General features: G+C 59.8%; 15 protein-coding genes and 3 pseudogenes. 6 read left to right on the top strand and 12 right to left on the bottom strand.

From position 1 onward, the window contains the following. Positions 1 to 9: 9 nt before the first annotated feature. A complete protein-coding gene (locus BLL42_RS00560) occupies positions 10 to 783 on the top strand; it encodes an enoyl-CoA hydratase (RefSeq protein WP_071550222.1) in 774 nt (257 codons plus the stop codon). A 98-nt stretch (positions 784 to 881) separates the two neighbouring features. Here BLL42_RS00560 and BLL42_RS00555 read toward each other — a convergent pair whose 3' ends face one another. Continuing rightward, positions 882 to 2,033, bottom strand: a complete 1,152-nt coding sequence (locus tag BLL42_RS00555) for an acyl-CoA dehydrogenase family protein (RefSeq protein ID WP_071550221.1) — start codon at positions 2,031 to 2,033, stop codon at positions 882 to 884. Positions 2,034 to 2,036: 3 nt separating this feature from the next. Then, entirely contained in the window at positions 2,037 to 3,143 is a 1,107-nt protein-coding gene (locus BLL42_RS00550) for an enoyl-CoA hydratase/isomerase family protein (RefSeq protein ID WP_071550220.1), read from the bottom strand. A 380-nt stretch (positions 3,144 to 3,523) separates the two neighbouring features. Here BLL42_RS00550 and BLL42_RS29430 point away from each other — a divergent pair. From BLL42_RS29430 to BLL42_RS31235, 5 genes and pseudogenes are all read left to right on the top strand, one after another. Further along, positions 3,524 to 3,619, top strand: a pseudogene (locus BLL42_RS29430) (histidine/lysine/arginine/ornithine ABC transporter ATP-binding protein); the annotation flags it as partial. 12 nt (positions 3,620 to 3,631) lie between these two features. After that, positions 3,632 to 4,108, top strand: coding sequence for an Lrp/AsnC family transcriptional regulator (locus BLL42_RS00545; protein ID WP_071550219.1), 477 nt, complete (start codon positions 3,632 to 3,634; stop codon positions 4,106 to 4,108). Between the two features lie 237 nt (positions 4,109 to 4,345). Beyond that, positions 4,346 to 4,965, top strand: a pseudogene (locus tag BLL42_RS00540) (arginine deiminase-related protein). Further along, positions 4,965 to 5,150: pseudogene (locus BLL42_RS31240) on the top strand (arginine N-succinyltransferase); the annotation flags it as partial. The pseudogenes BLL42_RS00540 and BLL42_RS31240, both read left to right, overlap by 1 nt. Then, positions 5,142 to 5,423, top strand: coding sequence for an arginine N-succinyltransferase (locus BLL42_RS31235; RefSeq protein ID WP_442960345.1), 282 nt, complete (start codon positions 5,142 to 5,144; stop codon positions 5,421 to 5,423). The pseudogene BLL42_RS31240 and the gene BLL42_RS31235, both read left to right, overlap by 9 nt. Here BLL42_RS31235 and BLL42_RS00530 read toward each other — a convergent pair. From BLL42_RS00530 to arnB, 10 genes are all read right to left on the bottom strand, one after another. Then, entirely contained in the window at positions 5,420 to 6,124 is a 705-nt protein-coding gene (locus BLL42_RS00530) for an HPP family protein (RefSeq protein WP_071550217.1), read from the bottom strand. The two genes, BLL42_RS31235 and BLL42_RS00530, sit on opposite strands and share 4 nt — an antisense overlap. A 199-nt stretch (positions 6,125 to 6,323) precedes the next feature. Continuing rightward, a complete protein-coding gene (locus BLL42_RS00525) occupies positions 6,324 to 7,931 on the bottom strand; it encodes an ArnT family glycosyltransferase (protein WP_071550216.1) in 1,608 nt (535 codons plus the stop codon). 14 nt (positions 7,932 to 7,945) lie between these two features. Further along, complete coding sequence (locus BLL42_RS00520; RefSeq protein WP_071550215.1) at positions 7,946 to 9,319, bottom strand: UDP-glucose dehydrogenase family protein; 1,374 nt, start codon at positions 9,317 to 9,319, stop codon at positions 7,946 to 7,948. Next, positions 9,316 to 9,729 carry a 4-amino-4-deoxy-L-arabinose-phosphoundecaprenol flippase subunit ArnF gene (gene arnF, locus BLL42_RS00515; RefSeq protein ID WP_071550214.1) on the bottom strand — a complete coding sequence of 138 codons (414 nt, stop codon included), beginning with the start codon at positions 9,727 to 9,729 and terminating at the stop codon, positions 9,316 to 9,318. Before arnF ends, BLL42_RS00520 begins: the two co-directional genes overlap by 4 nt. Further along, on the bottom strand, positions 9,726 to 10,070 hold the full coding sequence (gene arnE / locus BLL42_RS00510; RefSeq protein WP_071550213.1) for a 4-amino-4-deoxy-L-arabinose-phosphoundecaprenol flippase subunit ArnE: 345 nt from the start codon (positions 10,068 to 10,070) through the stop codon (positions 9,726 to 9,728). The genes arnF and arnE overlap by 4 nt, the downstream gene beginning before the upstream one ends. Further along, positions 10,067 to 11,716 carry a lipid IV(A) 4-amino-4-deoxy-L-arabinosyltransferase gene (arnT, locus tag BLL42_RS00505; RefSeq protein WP_071550212.1) on the bottom strand — a complete coding sequence of 550 codons (1,650 nt, stop codon included), beginning with the start codon at positions 11,714 to 11,716 and terminating at the stop codon, positions 10,067 to 10,069. Before arnT ends, arnE begins: the two co-directional genes overlap by 4 nt. After that, the gene (gene arnD / locus BLL42_RS00500) at positions 11,713 to 12,597 is read right to left on the bottom strand and encodes a 4-deoxy-4-formamido-L-arabinose-phosphoundecaprenol deformylase (RefSeq protein WP_071550211.1); all 885 of its coding nucleotides are present in this window, start codon (positions 12,595 to 12,597) and stop codon (positions 11,713 to 11,715) included. Before arnD ends, arnT begins: the two co-directional genes overlap by 4 nt. Beyond that, positions 12,597 to 14,588 (bottom strand): bifunctional UDP-4-amino-4-deoxy-L-arabinose formyltransferase/UDP-glucuronic acid oxidase ArnA, encoded by a 1,992-nt coding sequence (arnA, locus tag BLL42_RS00495; protein ID WP_071550210.1) that lies wholly within the window; start codon positions 14,586 to 14,588, stop codon positions 12,597 to 12,599. Before arnA ends, arnD begins: the two co-directional genes overlap by 1 nt. Then, positions 14,585 to 15,604, bottom strand: a complete 1,020-nt coding sequence (arnC, locus tag BLL42_RS00490) for an undecaprenyl-phosphate 4-deoxy-4-formamido-L-arabinose transferase (protein ID WP_071550209.1) — start codon at positions 15,602 to 15,604, stop codon at positions 14,585 to 14,587. Before arnC ends, arnA begins: the two co-directional genes overlap by 4 nt. 5 nt (positions 15,605 to 15,609) lie before the next feature. Continuing rightward, on the bottom strand, positions 15,610 to 16,749 hold the full coding sequence (gene arnB / locus BLL42_RS00485) for a UDP-4-amino-4-deoxy-L-arabinose aminotransferase (protein ID WP_071550208.1): 1,140 nt from the start codon (positions 16,747 to 16,749) through the stop codon (positions 15,610 to 15,612). Between the last annotated feature and the right edge of the window lie 328 nt (positions 16,750 to 17,077).

Below are 17,077 nucleotides of genomic sequence, written 5' to 3'. Positions count from 1 at the left end.
AACGTTTGCATGAGTTACGAAACGATTTTGTTGGAAGTCCAGGGTCGCGTGGGTCTGATCACCCTCAATCGCCCGCAAGCCCTGAATGCCTTGAACGCGCAGATCGTCAGCGAGTTGAACCACGCGTTGGACGGTCTTGAGGCGAACCCGGAAATCGGCTGCATCGTGCTGACCGGCTCGAAAAAAGCCTTTGCCGCCGGCGCCGACATCAAGGAAATGGCCGAGCTGACCTATCCGCAGATCTACCTCGACGACCTGTTCAGCGACAGTGATCGGGTGGCCAACCGACGTAAGCCGATCATTGCGGCTGTCGCCGGCTTCGCCCTGGGCGGTGGTTGTGAGCTGGCGCTGATGTGCGATTTCATTCTGGCCGGCGACAACGCTAAATTCGGTCAGCCGGAAATCAACCTCGGCGTGCTGCCGGGCATGGGCGGCACCCAGCGCCTGACCCGCGCCGTGGGCAAGGCCAAAGCCATGGAAATGTGCCTCAGCGGCCGCTTGATCGACGCGGTGGAAGCGGAGCGTTGCGGCATCGTTGCGCGCATCGTGCCGGTGGATGAGCTGCTGGATGAAGCGTTGAAGGTTGCAGCGCTGATCGCCAAAAAGTCCTTGCCGATTGCAATGATGGTCAAGGAAAGCGTCAACCGCGCCTTTGAAGTCAGCCTGTCCGAAGGCGTGCGCTTTGAACGTCGGGTGTTCCATGCGGCATTTGCCACACAGGATCAGAAAGAAGGCATGGCGGCGTTTATTGCCAAGCGTGAGGCTGAGTTCGTCGGCAAGTAATGTAAAAAAGATCGTCCGAACGCGGCCCGAACCTGCGGCAGCTCCTACAGGGTTTTGTGTACGCCCGTAGGAGCTGCCGCAGGCTGCGATCTTTTGCGTTACACCAGGTAGTTTTTGAGCTCCCGCGCAATCACCATCCGCTGAATCTCGCTCGACCCTTCGTAAATCTGCGTGATCCGCGCATCGCGGTAGTAACGTTCTACCGGATAATCTTCCAGATAGCCGTAGCCGCCGTGGATCTGTATCGCGGACGAGCAGACCTTCTCGGCCATCTCCGACGCAAACAGCTTGGCCTGCGAGGCTTCCGACAGGCAGGGTTTGCCGGCGCTGCGTAGCCGTGCGGCGTGCAGGATCAGCAAGCGCGATGCGTTGAGCCGGGTGTGCATGTCGGCCAGCATGTTGGCGACGCTCTGGTGCTCGATGATCGGCTTGTCGAATTGCACCCGGTCACGGGCGTAGGCCAGCGCCGCTTCGAAGGCTGCGCGCGCGATACCCAGCGCCTGCGCGGCGATACCGATGCGACCGCCTTCAAGGTTGGACAAGGCAATCGCCAGACCTTTGCCGCGCTCACCCAACAGGTTGGCTTCGGGGATGATGCAGTTGTTCAGCGTCACCGCACAGGTGTCGGAGGCGCGGATGCCCATCTTGTGTTCGCTGCGGTCGACGATAAACCCCGGGGTGTTGGTCGGCACCAGGAACGCGGACAAGCCTTTCTTGCCCAGGTCCGGATCGGTGACGGCAAACACAATCGCCAGTTTTGCCCGCCTGCCGTTGCTGACGAACTGCTTGGCGCCATTGATCACCCACTGGCCGTCGCGCAGTTCGGCGCGGGTGCGCAGGTTGTGCGCCTCGGAACCGGCCTGCGGCTCGGTCAGGCAGAAGCAGCCGATGGCCTGACCGCTGGCCAGATCCGCCAGCCAGGTCTGTTTCTGTTCTTCAGTGCCGTAGTTGAGAACCGGCCCGCAGCCCACTGAGTTGTGGATGCTCATCAAGGCGCCGGTAGCGCCGTCGCCGGCAGAAATTTCTTCTACCGCCAGCGCATAAGCCACGTAGTCGACGTAAGTGCCACCCCATTCCTCGGGAACCACCATGCCGAGTAAACCCAGCTCGCCCATCTTTGCCACCAGCGCATCATCGATCCAGCCGGCTTTTTCCCACGCTTGAGCATGGGGAGCGATTTCGCCGCGGGCAAAGTCCCGGGCCATGTCGCGGATCATCACTTGTTCTTCGGTCAATTCGATATCGTGCATGGCTCAGCTCCCGCTCTGGTCAAAACCGCTGAAGAAACTCGCAACCTGCCTGGCGTCCAGCGCCTGCACGGTCGGAGGGTTCCAGCGTGGGCTCTTGTCTTTGTCGATCAGCAAGGCACGGACGCCTTCGATCAGGTCACCGCGTTCGAACCACTGACGATCCAGGTGCAGTTCGAGGGCGAAGCAATTTTCCAGGCTCAGCTGACGGCCGCGCCGCAACATCTCTAACGTTACACCCATGGCCAGCGGTGAACGACTGTCGAGCACATCGGCGGTGGTCATTGCCCAGTCGCGGCTGTCGGCAATCGTAACGGTGCGCAGTTGCTCAACAATGCTCGGCACATCCGGCAGGGCGAAGAAGTGGTCGATCGCTGGCCGCAGTGCCTGCAACGGTGCGTCGGGCAATTGTTGTACCGCGAGTCTGGCCAGCAGACCTTGGAGGTCCTTGAGCGGTGTTTCGTGCCACTTGAGGCTGTCGAGGCATTGATCCAGCTCGGCGAGTTTTTCGCTGTGCAGATACCAGTCAGCCAGCCCGCAATACAGCGTATCGGCGGCGCGAATCTGCACGCCGCTGACACCCAGGTAGATGCCCAGCTCGCCGGGAGTGCGCGGCAGGAAGTAGCTGCCGCCGACGTCCGGGAAATAACCGATGGCCACTTCCGGCATGGCCAGACGGCTGCGTTCGGTGACTACCCGCAGGTCTGCGCCTTGCACCAGGCCCATGCCGCCGCCGAGGACGAAACCGTCCATCAGCGCCAATACCGGTTTGCGGTAATGGTGGATCGCCAGGTCGAGGGCGTATTCCTCGACGAAGAAGTCTTCATGCAGGGTGTTGCCGCTTTTGAAACTGTCGTACAGCGAGCGGATATCGCCGCCGGCGCAGAAGGCTTTCTCGCCAGCACCGCGCAGCACCACCGCATGGATGTGTGGGTCTTTCGACCAGGCATCGAGCTGTTGGTGCAGGCTGCGGACCATGTCCAGGGTAATGGCATTGAGGCCGGCGGGGCGATTGAGGGTCAGGTGGCCAATGTGGTTGCGCACTTCGGCCAGCACGTCGTTGGCGGTGGCATCAATGCCGCGTGTCGCCTGGGATGAAACCTGAGCAGTCATCACTAACTCCCTGCTTTTATTGTTCTTTATAGAAGTGTTCGCGCGCGAACGATGCCGGATCGTAGCAGTGCAAATTTGCGATGTACAACCCGGATAGATGCAGGTCCGGTCTGCGTTTTTGCAATACCTACACGCTCCTTCATCGCATAAATGCCCCGGCAGGGCATTCACGACAGAATCGGCTGTGAAAATGCCGACATCAGCACAAGCGAGCTGCCTGCGAAGGCCCTTTCGACACCTTGGCACAATCGTCTGTTGGCATTCTGGCCTTCCATTCGAACCCGTCTGCGCCGCCAGGCATTCGTGCCTGGTCGCAATAATTCCAATCGAATCGGCATGATTGGCGCCAGTGGCTCCGGCAAAAGCACTATGCTGCGGCGTATCAAGGTCGGGTCGAGGAACAGGGCGATGCGACGATTCTCGACCAGCCAAAAAGTGAGCGTTTGCAGCAATTTTTATCGGGCCGTTTGAAGTGAGGCAAGGCGTACATGGCGGACATCCGCGATCTGTCGATCGTGCTTGATCGAATCGATCAGGCAATCATTGAGGTGCTGCGCCACGAAGGGCGCATCACCTATCAGAAGCTTTCCGAGCGCGTGCACCTGACACCAAGGCCATGCCTTGAGCGGGTGCGCAAGCTCGAACAGCTCGGCGTCATTCGTGGCTACGGGGCGATTCTCGACGAGAAAAAACTGACCCCCGGTTTGTCGCTGCTGGTGCTGGTGGCGCTGTCGAACCAGAGTGGGCGCGCCGCCCAGAAAGCGTTTGAAGCCAAAGTCCGCGCCTGTCCGCAGGTGCTGGAGTGCCAATTGATCAGCGGCGCCTTCGACTACAGCCTGCGGATGCGCTGTCGTGACATGGAACACTACCGGGTATTGACCGAAGTCTGGTTCGACGACCCGGACCTGCACATCGACAAACTGGTCAGCCACCCTGAGCTGGCGATGGTCAAAACCTCCACATAATCACATCACGCATCGCAAAAGATCGCAGCCTCCGGCAGCTCCTACAGATACCCATCCCGTAGGAGCTGCCGGAGGCTGCGATCTTTTGATTTTTTAATCTTTTAAACACCCACCAAATCGGCTGCAAGCTCCCCCGTTTTCAGCCATTTCCAGCGCCGCCTCCCTGCTTATCAGCCGGGTTTTTCCAGCGCCGAATCAGACAATGAGCACCTCTCAACCCTCATTGATTCTGTGCCCATGCAAACCACCAGTACCGTTTTGATGATTCGCCCGACCCGTTTCTCCTTCAACCAGGACACGGCGGCCAACAACCGATTCCAGCGCCCGGCAGCATGGTCCTCGATCGCGAACAGCGGATCTGTTACGCCGGCTACTCGACCCGTACCCATGCCGAAGCGCTGGATCAGTGGGTCGAGCACCTCGGCTATGAACGCTGTGCGTTCAACGCGGTGGACCGTCACGGCGTGGCGATCTATCACACCAACGTGATGATGAGCGTCGGCACGAAACTGGCGGTGGCCTGTCTGGAATCGCTCAGCGACCTGGGCGAGCGCAATGCACTGCGCTCACGTCTGGAGCGCAGCGGCAAGCAGGTCATGACCCTGAGCTTCGATCAGCTGGAATCGTTCGCCGGCAACATGCTTGAAGTGCATAACGCCGCTGGCGAGCCGTTGCTGGTGATGTCGCGCACCGCCTGGCGGTCGCTGCATGCCGACCAACGCCGGATGGTCGAAACCTACGCCAACCCCCTGCCAGTGAACATCGACACCATCGAGCGGATTGGCGGCGGCAGTGCGCGCTGCATGCTCGCGGAAGTCTACTTGCCTAAACGCGTGAGCCCACAGGAGCACCATTGATGATCGTCCGTCCTGCAACGATGAATGACCTGCCGGCGTTGCTGGCACTGGCCCACAGCGCCGGCACTGGTTTGACTACTTTGCCGGCCGATGCCGGGCGTTTGCGTCAGCGCCTGGAATGGGCTGAGAAAACCTTCGCTGGCGAAGCCGAACGGGGTGATACCGATTACCTGTTTGTGCTGGAGGCAGAGATCGAATGTGCAACCGGTGACATCCGCGCCGTGCGTGACAGTCAGGTATTGCAGCTGAGCATCGGCACACCGGGAGAGCAGGCGGCGGTCTATCTGATTCACAACCGTCAGTTTGCCGATTGCCGGATCACCGCCGCAGCGGCGCGGGTCGCCGCCGGGACCTTGATTGTCGATGCACACACCGCCAAGACACTGGGATTGAGTGCCGGCGTTTCGGTGCGGGCGGTGAGCCTGGCCGTGCCAGCGCGCCAGCAGTCGGCGGCTTAGCGATGGGTGAATACTTCGCCGATGCTGCGGCGTTTGGCGTGCAGCTCGCTGGCGTGGATCAACTGCTCAAGGTCCTCGGGCGTGACGTCGAAGAACTCCTGCATGTCGGCGAGGGCCAGCTTGAGGTCTTCGGCGGTAATCGCCAGCGCGTCTTTGGGCGGATGATCGGCAGGCACCCCAGCGACGGGTTCGCTGTGGCCCTTGGGGTAGCGGATTCGTGTCAGGTTGTTATAGGCCAAAGCGCTGAGCAACATGCACGTCGCGGCGAGCATCACCGGCCCGAGCTCGCGCCAGTCCATGGCGATGGTTGCCGGGTCGGCCAGCACCAGCAGCAATGCCAATGCGCCGGCCGGTGGGTGCAGGCAGCGCGACCAGCACATCAGAGTCAGCGCCATGCCGGCGGCCAGACAGGCGCTGCCCAGCGTTCGCCCGAGTACGTGGGCGACCAGTAGCGACACCACCGCCGCGCAGAGGTAGCCACCGAGAATCGACCACGGCTGCGCCAATGCGCCGGATGAAACGGCGAACAGCAACACCGCCGAAGCGCCCAACGGTCCGATCAAGTGCAAGGCCACGTCCATGCCGAACACCTGGCCACAGAGCCAGACACTCAGCAATGTGCCCAGCGACATGCCGATGGCAGCGCGACTCCATTCGGAGGGACGGGTGTTGATAGCGGCGGGTATCCAGCGAGCGAGCATAGCGAGAACAATCCAGTGGCAAGGAACAGGCAAAAAGAAGGGCTTGTCTGGATCACCAGAAAGCCCTTTAAGCGTTCCAACATTTGGGGGAGGAACCGGCACAGTGTGCCGACCTATCTCACCACTGACAAATTCATATTAATGAGCTTTCAGTTCATTAATTTTGAAGTATGGCGGCGCGCCGACCGCTAAGACCCATTCAGGGCTGCACGGGTACCAGATGCAGCAGGACGTAATCGTCCTTGTCGAAGGACCCGTTCAGCACCGGTTGCAGTGTCGCCAACCGAGAGCCTTTCAGGGCTTCGTAGTCGCTTTTGTCCATCACCAGCCAGGCAGGGCCTTTCAGGTTTTCCAGTTCTTGCACTGAATGAGTGAAGACCGGGAACAGGTCATGCTCGACGTTGACCATGAACTTGATGGCTTTGGCGTCTTTGCCCATGGCGTGCAGCACCACGGGAGCCGGGTCTTTCTGGATCAGCTCAACGGTTGCACGACTGAACGTGCGGGTGTCGAAGAGCATACGTTCCACCGGTTCGAACACCAGAATGTAGGTCGACCACAGCGCCAGCACCGCCGTGAAGGCCAGGCCCACCGCCCGCACGCGTGGCTTGAACAACAGCCCCAGTGCGATCACTTGCAACACCCCGAGTATCGCCATCACCGCCGTCAACGAGGTGAGATGCTCCGCGAAACGTCGTTTGGCGACCAGCAACCCGACGATCAGCAGACCAGGAATCAGCAGCCACAGGCCCTGCATCAGGCCGCGTAGCCATTGGAATACCCGGCCCTGCGCGCCCTGAAACGGGTACGCCGCGATAATCGCCGCCATCGGCAGCATCGGCAGCATGTAACGGGCTTTTTTCGCCATTGGAATCGACAGGCCAATCATCACGATCAGCCCGGCAGCGGTGCACAAGGTCAGCAAACGCAACGCCGGCCCACGATCCTTGCGACCGACCAGCAACACAGCGGCCAGCACCAATACCGCCAAGGGATACGCCAGCGCATAGTTGCCCAGCGAGCTGCTGAAGTAAAACAGCACACCGCTCGCACCTTCGCGGCCATCCATGCGCCCCATGAACTGCATGCGGATCACGTCTTGCACGAAGGTCGGGCCGCCGCTGACGTTCGCCAGCCACAGCAGCAAACCGATACCGGCTGCCAGCAGCACCGCCGCCAGCAAGCCGACTGTGATCATCCGCCGCCACTGGCCATTGAGCAGGTAATAACTGCACAGTACGCCGGTAGGCACCACCAAGCCGATCGGACCACGAATGGCAAAGCCCAGCACCAGCAACGCGAGTATCAGCAGCAGTCGTCGCGGCGCCTGGAAATGGTCAGCGGCATAGCCCAGATAGAACACGGCGAAGGTCACGGCCGCGACCATCTGGTCGAGGGACACGGCGCGGGTTTCGGTGATGAAGGTGTTGCTCAGCAACATCAAGGCAACACTGATCAACGCCCAGGTTCTGGAGTAGGGCGCTACCAACCGGTACATCAGCGTGACAATCGTCGCCGAGGCAATGGCGCTGGGTAACCAGGCCGTCAACGCGTTTACCTGGCCAAAGGGCAGCGAAAGCAACCAGGTAAAAAACGTCGAGGTGGCCCAGTAATCAGCGTAAGGCTGGCCGTAGGTGGTCGGGAAGAATCCCGGCCCATGGCGCAGCATTTCCTGGGCAAACAGTACAAACCGCGAGTCGAATCCGATCGCCGATTGCTGGTAGACCCCGGCGCAGAACAGCAGCAGCGCCAGTAGCCCCAGACCTAACGATTGTTGACGGATCCCTGTCGATGGATATGCGTGCACGCGGCCTCCTGGGCTTAGACGGAAGAAGCTGGCCACTGCTGCTGAGGGATTGGCAGGTTACGCGACTCGCCACGACCCATCGGGAAGTACTTGAAGCCTTTGCGTGCCAGACGCTCGGCGTCGTACAGGTTGCGGCCGTCGAAGACCACCGGGGCCTTGAGACGCTCTTCGATCAATTTGAAGTCCGGCGCCTTGAACTGTTGCCATTCGGTACAAACGATCAACGCATCTGCGCCAACCAGCGCGGATTCCGGCGTGCCCATCAGCGACAGGTTCGGTTGATCCGGGTACAGGCGTTGGGTTTCCTGCATGGCTTCAGGGTCGAAGGCCCGTACGTGTGCACCGGCAGCCCACAAGGCTTCCATCAGCACCCGGCTTGGCGCATCGCGCATGTCGTCGGTGTTGGGTTTGAACGCCAGGCCCCAGAGGGCGAAGGTCTTGCCTTTCAGCTCACCTTTGTAGAACGCGTTGATGCGTTCGAACAGCTTGTGTTTCTGCCGCTGGTTGATGGCCTCGACCGCTTGCAACAGGTCGCTGGAGCAATTGGCTTCCTGGGCGCTGTGGATCAACGCGCGCATATCTTTCGGGAAACACGAGCCGCCATAGCCGCAGCCAGGGTAGATGAAGTGGTAGCCGATGCGCTGGTCTGCACCGATGCCCATGCGCACGGCTTCGATATCCGCACCCAGGTGTTCGGCCAGTTCGGCGATCTGGTTGATAAAGCTGATTTTGGTCGCAAGCATGCAGTTGGCTGCGTACTTGGTGAGTTCGGCGCTGCGCAGGTCCATGAACATGATGCGGTCATGGTTGCGGTTGAAGGGGGCGTAGAGGTCACGCATCACTTCACGGACTTCTTCACGCTCGCAACCGATGACGATACGGTCCGGGCGGCGGCAGTCACTGACGGCCGAGCCTTCCTTGAGGAACTCCGGGTTGGAGACAATATCGAACTCCAGGGTACGCCCGGCTTTCTTCAGCACGCCTTCAATGTGCGCGCGCAGGGTGTCGCCGGTGCCGACCGGGACAGTGGACTTTTCCACGAGAATCAGCGGCTCGACACGATGGCGCGCGACCGCGTCACCCACGGACAAGACATATTTCAGGTCGGCCGAGCCGTCCTCGTCCGACGGCGTGCCGACAGCGATAAACAGTACCTGACCGTGCTCGATGGCCATCTTTTCGTCGCTGGTGAAATGCAGGCGCCCGCTCTCCAGGTTCTCCTTGACCATGCTCTCCAGCCCTGGTTCAAAGATAGTGACGTGGCCTTTCTGCAGCATTTTGATCTTGTTCTGATCGACGTCCATGCAGACGACATCATGACCGACTTCAGCCAGGACAGTCGCCTGCACCAGACCGACATAACCGCTACCAATTACACTGATTTTCATGAGGCATTCCTGACTTCTGGGGCGCGAGCAGTTCGAGAGTTAATAGTGATGACACCGAGGATGACCAAGGCCACCCCGAGTGTTTTGGAAAGACTGAAGTTTTCGTTGAACAGCGGCAGGCTGGCGGCCAATAGATACACCAGTGCATAGCTGATACTCAACAGCGAGTAGGCCCGGCCCAGCGGCAGATCGCGCAGCGCGGCGAGCCAGCACAGCATGGACAGGGCGTAAGCGCAGATCGACGCAAGGACCACGCCGATCGCGAGCAGGTCGATGCTGCCATTGCTCAGGGCCTGTAGCCACTGATCGGGCAGCGGCAAATGGCTCATGCTCCAGCGCATGCCCAACTGGGCGGCACTGACCAGCACCACGCTGCCCATGGCAAAGGTAATTCCGCGACGAAGACTCATGCGTGCCTCCCGAGCAGAACGACGCCGGCGATGATCAGCGCAACGCCGATCCAGTGACGACGATCAATGGTTTCGTGGAAGACGAAGTGGGCGGCCAGGGTGATCAGCACAAAGTTGAGGCTGAGCATCGGGTAGGCGATACCGACTTCCAGGCGCTGCAATACCAGCAGCCACACCAGCAGGCCAAAACCCAGGCACGCCAGCGCTAGCCACAACCACGGCGAGAGCAGTTTCTCGGCCCAGCCGGAGTCTTTGCCGCGCCAGCTTTCCACGGCGTATTTCTGGGCAATCTGGCCCATGCAGGTCAGCAGGCAGGCCACCAACAGCAAAATCAGGGTCATGGCGCGCTCTGCGGGATGATCAGAATAACCATGTTGCCTTGCTCGTAATGCTTGCCATCTTTAGGCAGCAGTTCGAGCTCACGGGCTTCGTCGTCACCTTTGACGCGCATGACCACGCCGACCGGGCCGGCCTTGCGGGCTTCACTCATCCACTGTTGCACGTGTTCGGTATCAACCCGACGTGCAGCGGCGTCCGGGTAGTCCAGGCCATATTTCACTTCGCCAATGGTGTTGTACAACGCCACTTCAGGGCGTTGCAGACGCCAGGCCACTGCAGATGCGGCCCCAAGGTCATTGCTCAGCAGGCTTTTGGTCTGGCTGAGTTCGTCTATGTGCTGGAGGACAAACTGGTCGGGCATCTTGTTGTAGACCGTCGAGTGCGGCAATGCGGCCGGCAGAATGGCGATCAGCAGCCAGCTGCCGATGGCCGGCGCAGCCCATGCGCTGAACGGTCGCACCACCAGCAACAGGTTGGACAGGATCCAGCCCATGAGCACGATGAACACCAGTACCAGACTGTGCATTTCATCGACATACACGGGGTTTTTCAGTTGCAGGTAAACCATCGCCAGCAGCGTGGTCAGGCCGATGACCAGGTTCAGCAGACCGTTGATCTTGAACAGTCGGCTTTGCCCCAGGTTCAGTCGGTCGATCAGCGCATTGCCCATCAACAGTGCCAAGGGCAACAGGCACGGCAGGATGTAGGTCGGCAACTTGCCTTTGCTCAGGCTGAAAAAAGCCAGCGGAAGGACCAGCCATAACAGCAGGAAACCGGTGCTGGCCTGACGCCTGGTTTGCCACGCTTGTTTGAGAGTCGAAGGCAGGAACGCCGCCCATGGCAGGCTGAACGCCACCAGCATCGGCAGATAGAACCACCACGGCGCTGCGTGCTGCGCGTCGTCACCGGCAAAGCGGCGAATGTGCTCGTGCCAGAAGAAGAAACGCCAGTAATCGGGTTCCTGCGCATGCACGGCCAAGACCCACGGCAGGCTCACGACAATCGCCACCACGATAGCCACCGGGCCGTACGCCAGCAGTTCGCGCCAGCGCTTTTGCCAGATCATGTAGGGCAGGGCGATCAATACCGGAAGCAACCAGGCCAGGAAACCCTTGGTCAGGAAGCCCATGCCGCAGGCCAGCCCCAGGGTTGCCCAACTCATCAGCCGCGCATTGCGACTGCTGCTGTCCAGCGCAAACCAGAGGGCCACCAGGCTCAGGTTGACCCAGAACGTGAATTGCGGGTCGAGGTTGGCGTAGCCCCCTTGACCGGCGACCACCGCGAAACTCATGTAGAGCAATGCGCTGGCGATGCTTTTACGTGGGTCGTTCCAAAGCCTGCGTGCGATCAGGTAGGTCAGCACGATGCTCAAACCGGTCGAGAGTGCCGACGCAATGCGCACACCGAACAGATTTTCCCCGAATATGGCCTGGCCGATGGCGATCATCCAGTAACCGGCAATCGGCTTCTCGAAGTAACGCAGGCCCATGAAATGCGGCGACACCCAGTTGCCACTCAGGAGCATTTCCTGACTGACCTGGGCGTAACGGGTTTCATCCGGAATCCACAGACCATGCGTGCCCAGCGGCAAGAGATAGACCAGACCGAAAGCGATAAGCAGTAACGGCAAAGCCCAGCGTTTGCTCATGCGCCTTGCACTCCCAACCATCCTTCTCGGCCTTCAAGGGCGCCACGTAGTACGCGCCCCTGAGGCAGGGTTGTCGGTTGGGCGGGCAACAAGTTACCCAGCGGCTGGAACTGGATGTCACGCTGACGCGCATCGACCAGCAACTGACGGAAATCGTTTGCCATCAGAATCCCTTCTACCTCCGCATGTATCGTATATACGTTCAGCTTCGAGGGGCTGAATCGGTCAAGAATGTATGAGTTGAACTCATTGGCTGCAACGACGGGACCCACCACTTCATCGAAAGTTGGCAAGTCGACCGGAATTTGTGGCGTGCCGAGGCTGCCGTCTGCCAGCCGTGGCTGGAACAGGCTTTGTCCGCGACAGTCGCTGTTGTAACGAAAACCAAACTGCTGCTTGGCTTCGATGACCCGCTCGTCGGCACGCCAACCGGCGGCCGCCGAACAGTCCACGCGCTGCCCGAGAATATCGCTGAGGGTATCTACGCCCCGGCGAATCTGCTCGATCAGGTCTGCGTCGCTCCAGCGCCCTGCGTTGGCTTGCCAGCCGTGGTGATCCCAGGCGTGCAAACCCACTTCATGGCCAGCCGCGAGGGTCTGGCGCATCAGGTGCCCCAGATCACGGCCGATGGGTTTGCCTGGCCAGGCAGTGCCGGCCAGCAAAATGTCCCAGCCGTACAGACCTGCGGCATTGGAGCGGAGCATTTTCCAGAGAAACTGCGGACGGATGAGGCGCCATAAATGGCGCCCCATGTTGTCCGGACCAACGCTGAAGAAAAACGTCGCCTTGACTTGTGCTTCATCGAGCATCTCCAACAGCCGGGGTACCCCCTCACGGGTACCTCGGTAGGTGTCGACATCGATCCGAAGACCTGCCTGCATCAGCGCTTGTCCGCGATTTCGAGCATGGCTTCTTTCAGGAAGAAGTCCAGGGTGTTACCGATGGTTTCGCTCATCTCGACGGTAGGCTCCCAGTTCAGCAGGCGCTTGGCGTTTTCGATGCTTGGCTTGCGGTGTTCCACGTCCTGGTAGCCAGCGCCGTAGAACGCCTTGCTCTCTACGTCGCGGAAACCGGCGAACGGAGGGAAGTTGGCGCGCAGTGGGTGAGCTTCGAACTGACGCAGCAGCTCTTCGCCCAACTGACGGATGCTGGCTTCGTTGTCCGGGTTACCGATGTTGATCACCTGGCCGTTGCACGAATCGTTTTCGTTGTCGACGATGCGCGCCAGGGCTTCGATGCCGTCAGCGATGTCAGTGAAGCAGCGCTTCTGCTCGCCGCCGTCGAACAGACGGATCGGGGTGCCTTCCACCAGGTTCAGGATCAGCTGGGTGATGGCGCGGGAGCTGCCGATACGGGCCGAGTCCAGACGGTCCAGACGTGGACCCATCCAGTTGAACGGACGGAACAGGGTGAAGTTCAGGCCTTTGGCGCCGTAGGCCCAGATCACGCGGTCCAGCAGTTGCTTGGAGACCGAGTAGATCCAGCGTTGCTTGTTGATCGGACCCACGATCAGGTTCGAGGTGTCTTCGTCGAAGTTCTTGTCCTGGCACATGCCGTAGACTTCGGAAGTCGACGGGAAGATCACGCGCTTGTTGTACTTCACGCAGTAGCGAACCAGTTTCAGGTTCTCTTCGAAGTCCAGTTCGAATACGCGCAGCGGGTTGCGGGTGTATTCGATTGGCGTGGCGATGGCCACCAGCGGCAGAACCACGTCGCACTTCTTGATGTGATATTCGATCCACTCGGAGTGAATGCTGATATCGCCTTCGACGAAGTGGAAGTTCGGATGGCTGCGCAGACGCTCGATAGCGTCGGAACCGATGTCCAGACCATAGACGTCGTACTTGTCGTCACGCAGCAGGCGCTCGGACAGGTGGTTACCGATGAAGCCGTTGACGCCGAGGATCAGAACGCGGGTACGACGCGGGGCACGGCCCGATTCAGCGCCACGCAGTACGGAACCGTCGACCAGACCCAGCTCATTGGCCAGTTGCGGGCCGCTCAGGTACAGACCGTTTTCGTTACGCTGACCGGAAGTAACGACCAGGGAGTCTTCGCCGCAAGCGATACGCAGAGGGTCGACGCTGATCACGCGGCCTGGAGCCAGACCTTCGTTGCCCTTGACGACTTCAGCGCTCCAGACAATCAGTTTGTGCTCGCCCACGGCGCAGAAAGCACCCGGGTAAGGTTGGGTCACAGCGCGAACCAGGTTGAACAGCTCTTCAGCCGGCTTCTTCCAGACCAGCTTGCCGTCTGCCGCAGTACGACGACCGAAAACAGTGGCCTTGGATTCGTCCTGGGCGGTTTCGGTGATTTTGCCCTGAGCCAGCAATGGCAGGGTGTCACGCAGCAGGTTGGAAGCGGCTTCGCGCAGCTTGCCGTGCAGGGTCAGTGCGGTGTCGGCACGTTCGATCGCGACGCGTTGCTGGGCAATGATTGCGCCAGCGTCGGCACGCTTGACCATGCGGTGCAGGGTCACGCCGGTTTCGGTTTCACCGTTGACCAGCACCCAGTTCGCTGGAGCGCGGCCACGGTAGGTTGGCAGCAACGAGCCGTGCAGGTTGAACGCGCCTTTGCGGGCGGTAGCCAGCAGTTGCTCGCCCAGCAGGTTGCGGTAGTAGAACGAGAACAGGTAGTCCGGGTTCAGTTTGGCGATGCGCTCGATCCACAGTGGGTGGTTGGCGTCTTCCGGTGCGTGCACAGGAATGCCTTTACGGGCGCACAGTTGAGCGACCGAGCCGTAGAAGGTGTTTTCCTTCGGATCGTCGGCGTGGGTAAACACGGCAGCAATCTCGAAACCTGCGTTGAGCAGTGCTTCGATACCTGCACAGCCAATGTCGTGATAGGCGAAAACAACAGCTTTTGAACTCATGGCGAAACCTGATCAGTAGTGGTGGAAGGCAGACCGTCGACAGTGACAACGGGAGCAGCAGTAGCGGGTTTGTTACGTAGGATTTTTTCGATAAAGAAACGCGGCCGGGCGCGGACATCGCTGTACATACGGCCCAGGTATTCACCCAGAAGCCCCATGCCGATGAACTGGCCGCCGGTGAACACAAAGAGCACGGCGAACAGTACGAAGGTGCCGTCACCCGCCCAGCTGGCGCCGAATATCAGGCGCAGGAAAATCAGCAGGAAGGCAAACAACACGCCCAGCGCCGCCAGGCCGAAGCCAATGATGCTCAGCAGGCGCAGCGGGGTAGTGGTCATGCAGGTCAGCAGATCGAACATCAGGCTGATCAGGCGCATCGGGCTGTATTTCGACTCGCCATGCTCACGCTCGGCGTGCTGCACCAGAATTTCGGTGGTGTGGCGGGCGAAGCTGTTGGCCAGGATCGGGATGAAGGTGCTGCGTTCACGACAGGCCAGCATGGCGTCGACGATGGTGCGGCGGTAGGCGCGCAGCATGCAGCCGTAATCGCTCATGGCGACACCGGTGGAGCGTTGCACAGCCAGGTTGATCAGTTTCGACGGCCAACGGCGCAGGGCCGAGTCCTGGCGATTGTTGCGCACGGTGGCAACCACGTCGTAGCCCAGCTCGGCCTGTTCCACCAAACGGGGGATTTCTTCCGGCGGGTTCTGCAGGTCAGCGTCGATGGTAATGACCACATCGCCTTTGCAATGCTCGAAGCCGGCCATGATTGCCGCGTGCTGGCCGTAATTGCGGTTGAGAATGACCGCAACGACTGAACTGCCTTCGCGCTCAGCGGCGGCTTCGAGAATTTGAGCCGAGTTGTCACGGCTGCCGTCATCGACCAGAACGATCTCGTACTCATGCTTGAGTTGCTGGCAGGCCGCTTCGGTCCGGCGCAGCAATTCAGGCAAGCTTTCTTCTTCGTTGTAGACCGGAATAACGATCGACACGCAGTTAATTGGATATGGCTTCAAAGGCTTCAGTCCAGAATGTTTTCAATGGCGCCAACGACGCGTTCGACATCGTCGGTAGTCATGTCGGGGAACAGCGGGATCGAGCACAGCCGTGCCGAGTTCCATTCGGTGTTGGGCAGATGGATGTCCGGGAATCGCTGGCGGTAGTAAGTGTGCAGGTGGGTGGCGACAAAGTGAATACCCGTGCCGATATTCTGTTCTTGCAAGGCTTTCATGAAAGCCTCACGGTCCATCCCGCAACGTTCAGCGTCGATGCGCAGGATAAACAGGTGCCAGGCGTGTTGTTGCGGGTAGGTTGGCACACTCAGCGGTTGTACCGGAAGGCCTTCCAGACGTTGCAGATAGGTCTGCGCCAAAGCGGTGCGCTTGGCGTTGATCTCGTCGAGGCGTTGCAACTGCACCAGCGCAATGGCAGCGTTGATGTCGGCCAGGTTGTACTTGAAGCCCGGCTCGATGACCATGGCCTGCGGTTTACGGCCATGGGTCAGGCGATCGTAAGCATCGACGCCGAGGCCGTGAAACTTGAGCATGCGCACACGATCGGCCAGCGCTTGATTGTCGCTGACGAACATTGCGCCTTCGGCGCAGGTCATGTTCTTGATCGCGTGGAACGAGAAGATCGCGGTGCCCTGAGCGCCAATGGCGCGACCACGGTAACGGGTACCGGCAGCATGGGCAGCGTCTTCGATGACGGCGATACCGTGTTTGTCTGCCAGCGCATAAAGCGGATCGAGATCAAACGCGGCGCCGGCGTAGTGCACCGGGATGATCGCTTTGGTGCGTGGGGTAATAGCGGCTTCGATGGCTTGGACGTCGGTCATCAGGGTGTCGCGGTCGACGTCGACAAATACCGGGGTAGCGCCCAACAGGCAGATCATGTTGGCGGTAGAAACCCAGGTCTGCGACGGCGTGATCACTTCATCGCCAGGGCCGATGCCCAGCGCCAGTAACGTGATGTGCATGCCGCCGGTTGCCGAAGACAGTGCGACGGCGTGCTGGCAACCTACGTACTGTGCGAATTGCTCCTCCAACTCCTGGTTCTTCGGCCCGGTAGTAATCCAGCCGGAGCGTAAAACCTGCTCGACGGCGGCGATTTCTTCGTCGCCGATGCTCGGCCGAGAGAAAGGGAGAAAAGCCTGATTCATGTGGACCTCGGGTTTGGATATGTCAACAGCCTGGGAAGGCGGCAAGTCGGTGGTCACAACCTGCGAATCAGCTCGAAGCAGTGCTTCGAAGCGTCATCCGTGACAGCGTAGACGAGAAAACAAAAAGTATATCAATCAGTTAACCAATCTTTTAGGAAAAGTGCACTAATTGACTTTTATTTTGTCGGTCGGCAGTTTTAGCGACCCAAAGGCATCGCTCCGGATGCGCAGAGGGTAATCTTGAAAATGTGAAAGGGACATGAAAAACCGGTGTCGAGAATGTTTAACTGTAACATTTACAGCAAATGTTCAGGGTTTTTCAACACTT

Source organism: Pseudomonas frederiksbergensis (genome assembly GCF_001874645.1).
Taxonomy (GTDB): domain Bacteria; phylum Pseudomonadota; class Gammaproteobacteria; order Pseudomonadales; family Pseudomonadaceae; genus Aquipseudomonas; species Aquipseudomonas frederiksbergensis_B.
The sequence above is the reverse complement of the archived record's forward strand: the minus strand, read 5'-3'. Positions and strand labels throughout refer to the sequence as shown.

Bases quoted from the DNA above. Each gene is read 5' to 3' on its own strand.
- BLL42_RS00560 (WP_071550222.1), top strand. From the start codon at position 10: ATGAGTTACGAAACGATTTTGTTGGAAGTCCAGGGTCGCGTGGGTCTG.
- BLL42_RS00555 (WP_071550221.1), bottom strand. From the start codon at position 2,033: ATGCACGATATCGAATTGACCGAAGAACAAGTGATGATCCGCGACATG.
- BLL42_RS00550 (WP_071550220.1), bottom strand. From the start codon at position 3,143: ATGACTGCTCAGGTTTCATCCCAGGCGACACGCGGCATTGATGCCACC.
- BLL42_RS00545 (WP_071550219.1), top strand. From the start codon at position 3,632: ATGGCGGACATCCGCGATCTGTCGATCGTGCTTGATCGAATCGATCAG.
- BLL42_RS00530 (WP_071550217.1), bottom strand. From the start codon at position 6,124: ATGCTCGCTCGCTGGATACCCGCCGCTATCAACACCCGTCCCTCCGAA.
- BLL42_RS00520 (WP_071550215.1), bottom strand. From the start codon at position 9,319: ATGAAAATCAGTGTAATTGGTAGCGGTTATGTCGGTCTGGTGCAGGCG.
- arnF (WP_071550214.1), bottom strand. From the start codon at position 9,729: ATGAGTCTTCGTCGCGGAATTACCTTTGCCATGGGCAGCGTGGTGCTG.
- arnE (WP_071550213.1), bottom strand. From the start codon at position 10,070: ATGACCCTGATTTTGCTGTTGGTGGCCTGCCTGCTGACCTGCATGGGC.
- arnT (WP_071550212.1), bottom strand. From the start codon at position 11,716: ATGAGCAAACGCTGGGCTTTGCCGTTACTGCTTATCGCTTTCGGTCTG.
- arnD (WP_071550211.1), bottom strand. From the start codon at position 12,597: ATGCAGGCAGGTCTTCGGATCGATGTCGACACCTACCGAGGTACCCGT.
- arnA (WP_071550210.1), bottom strand. From the start codon at position 14,588: ATGAGTTCAAAAGCTGTTGTTTTCGCCTATCACGACATTGGCTGTGCA.
- arnB (WP_071550208.1), bottom strand. From the start codon at position 16,749: ATGAATCAGGCTTTTCTCCCTTTCTCTCGGCCGAGCATCGGCGACGAA.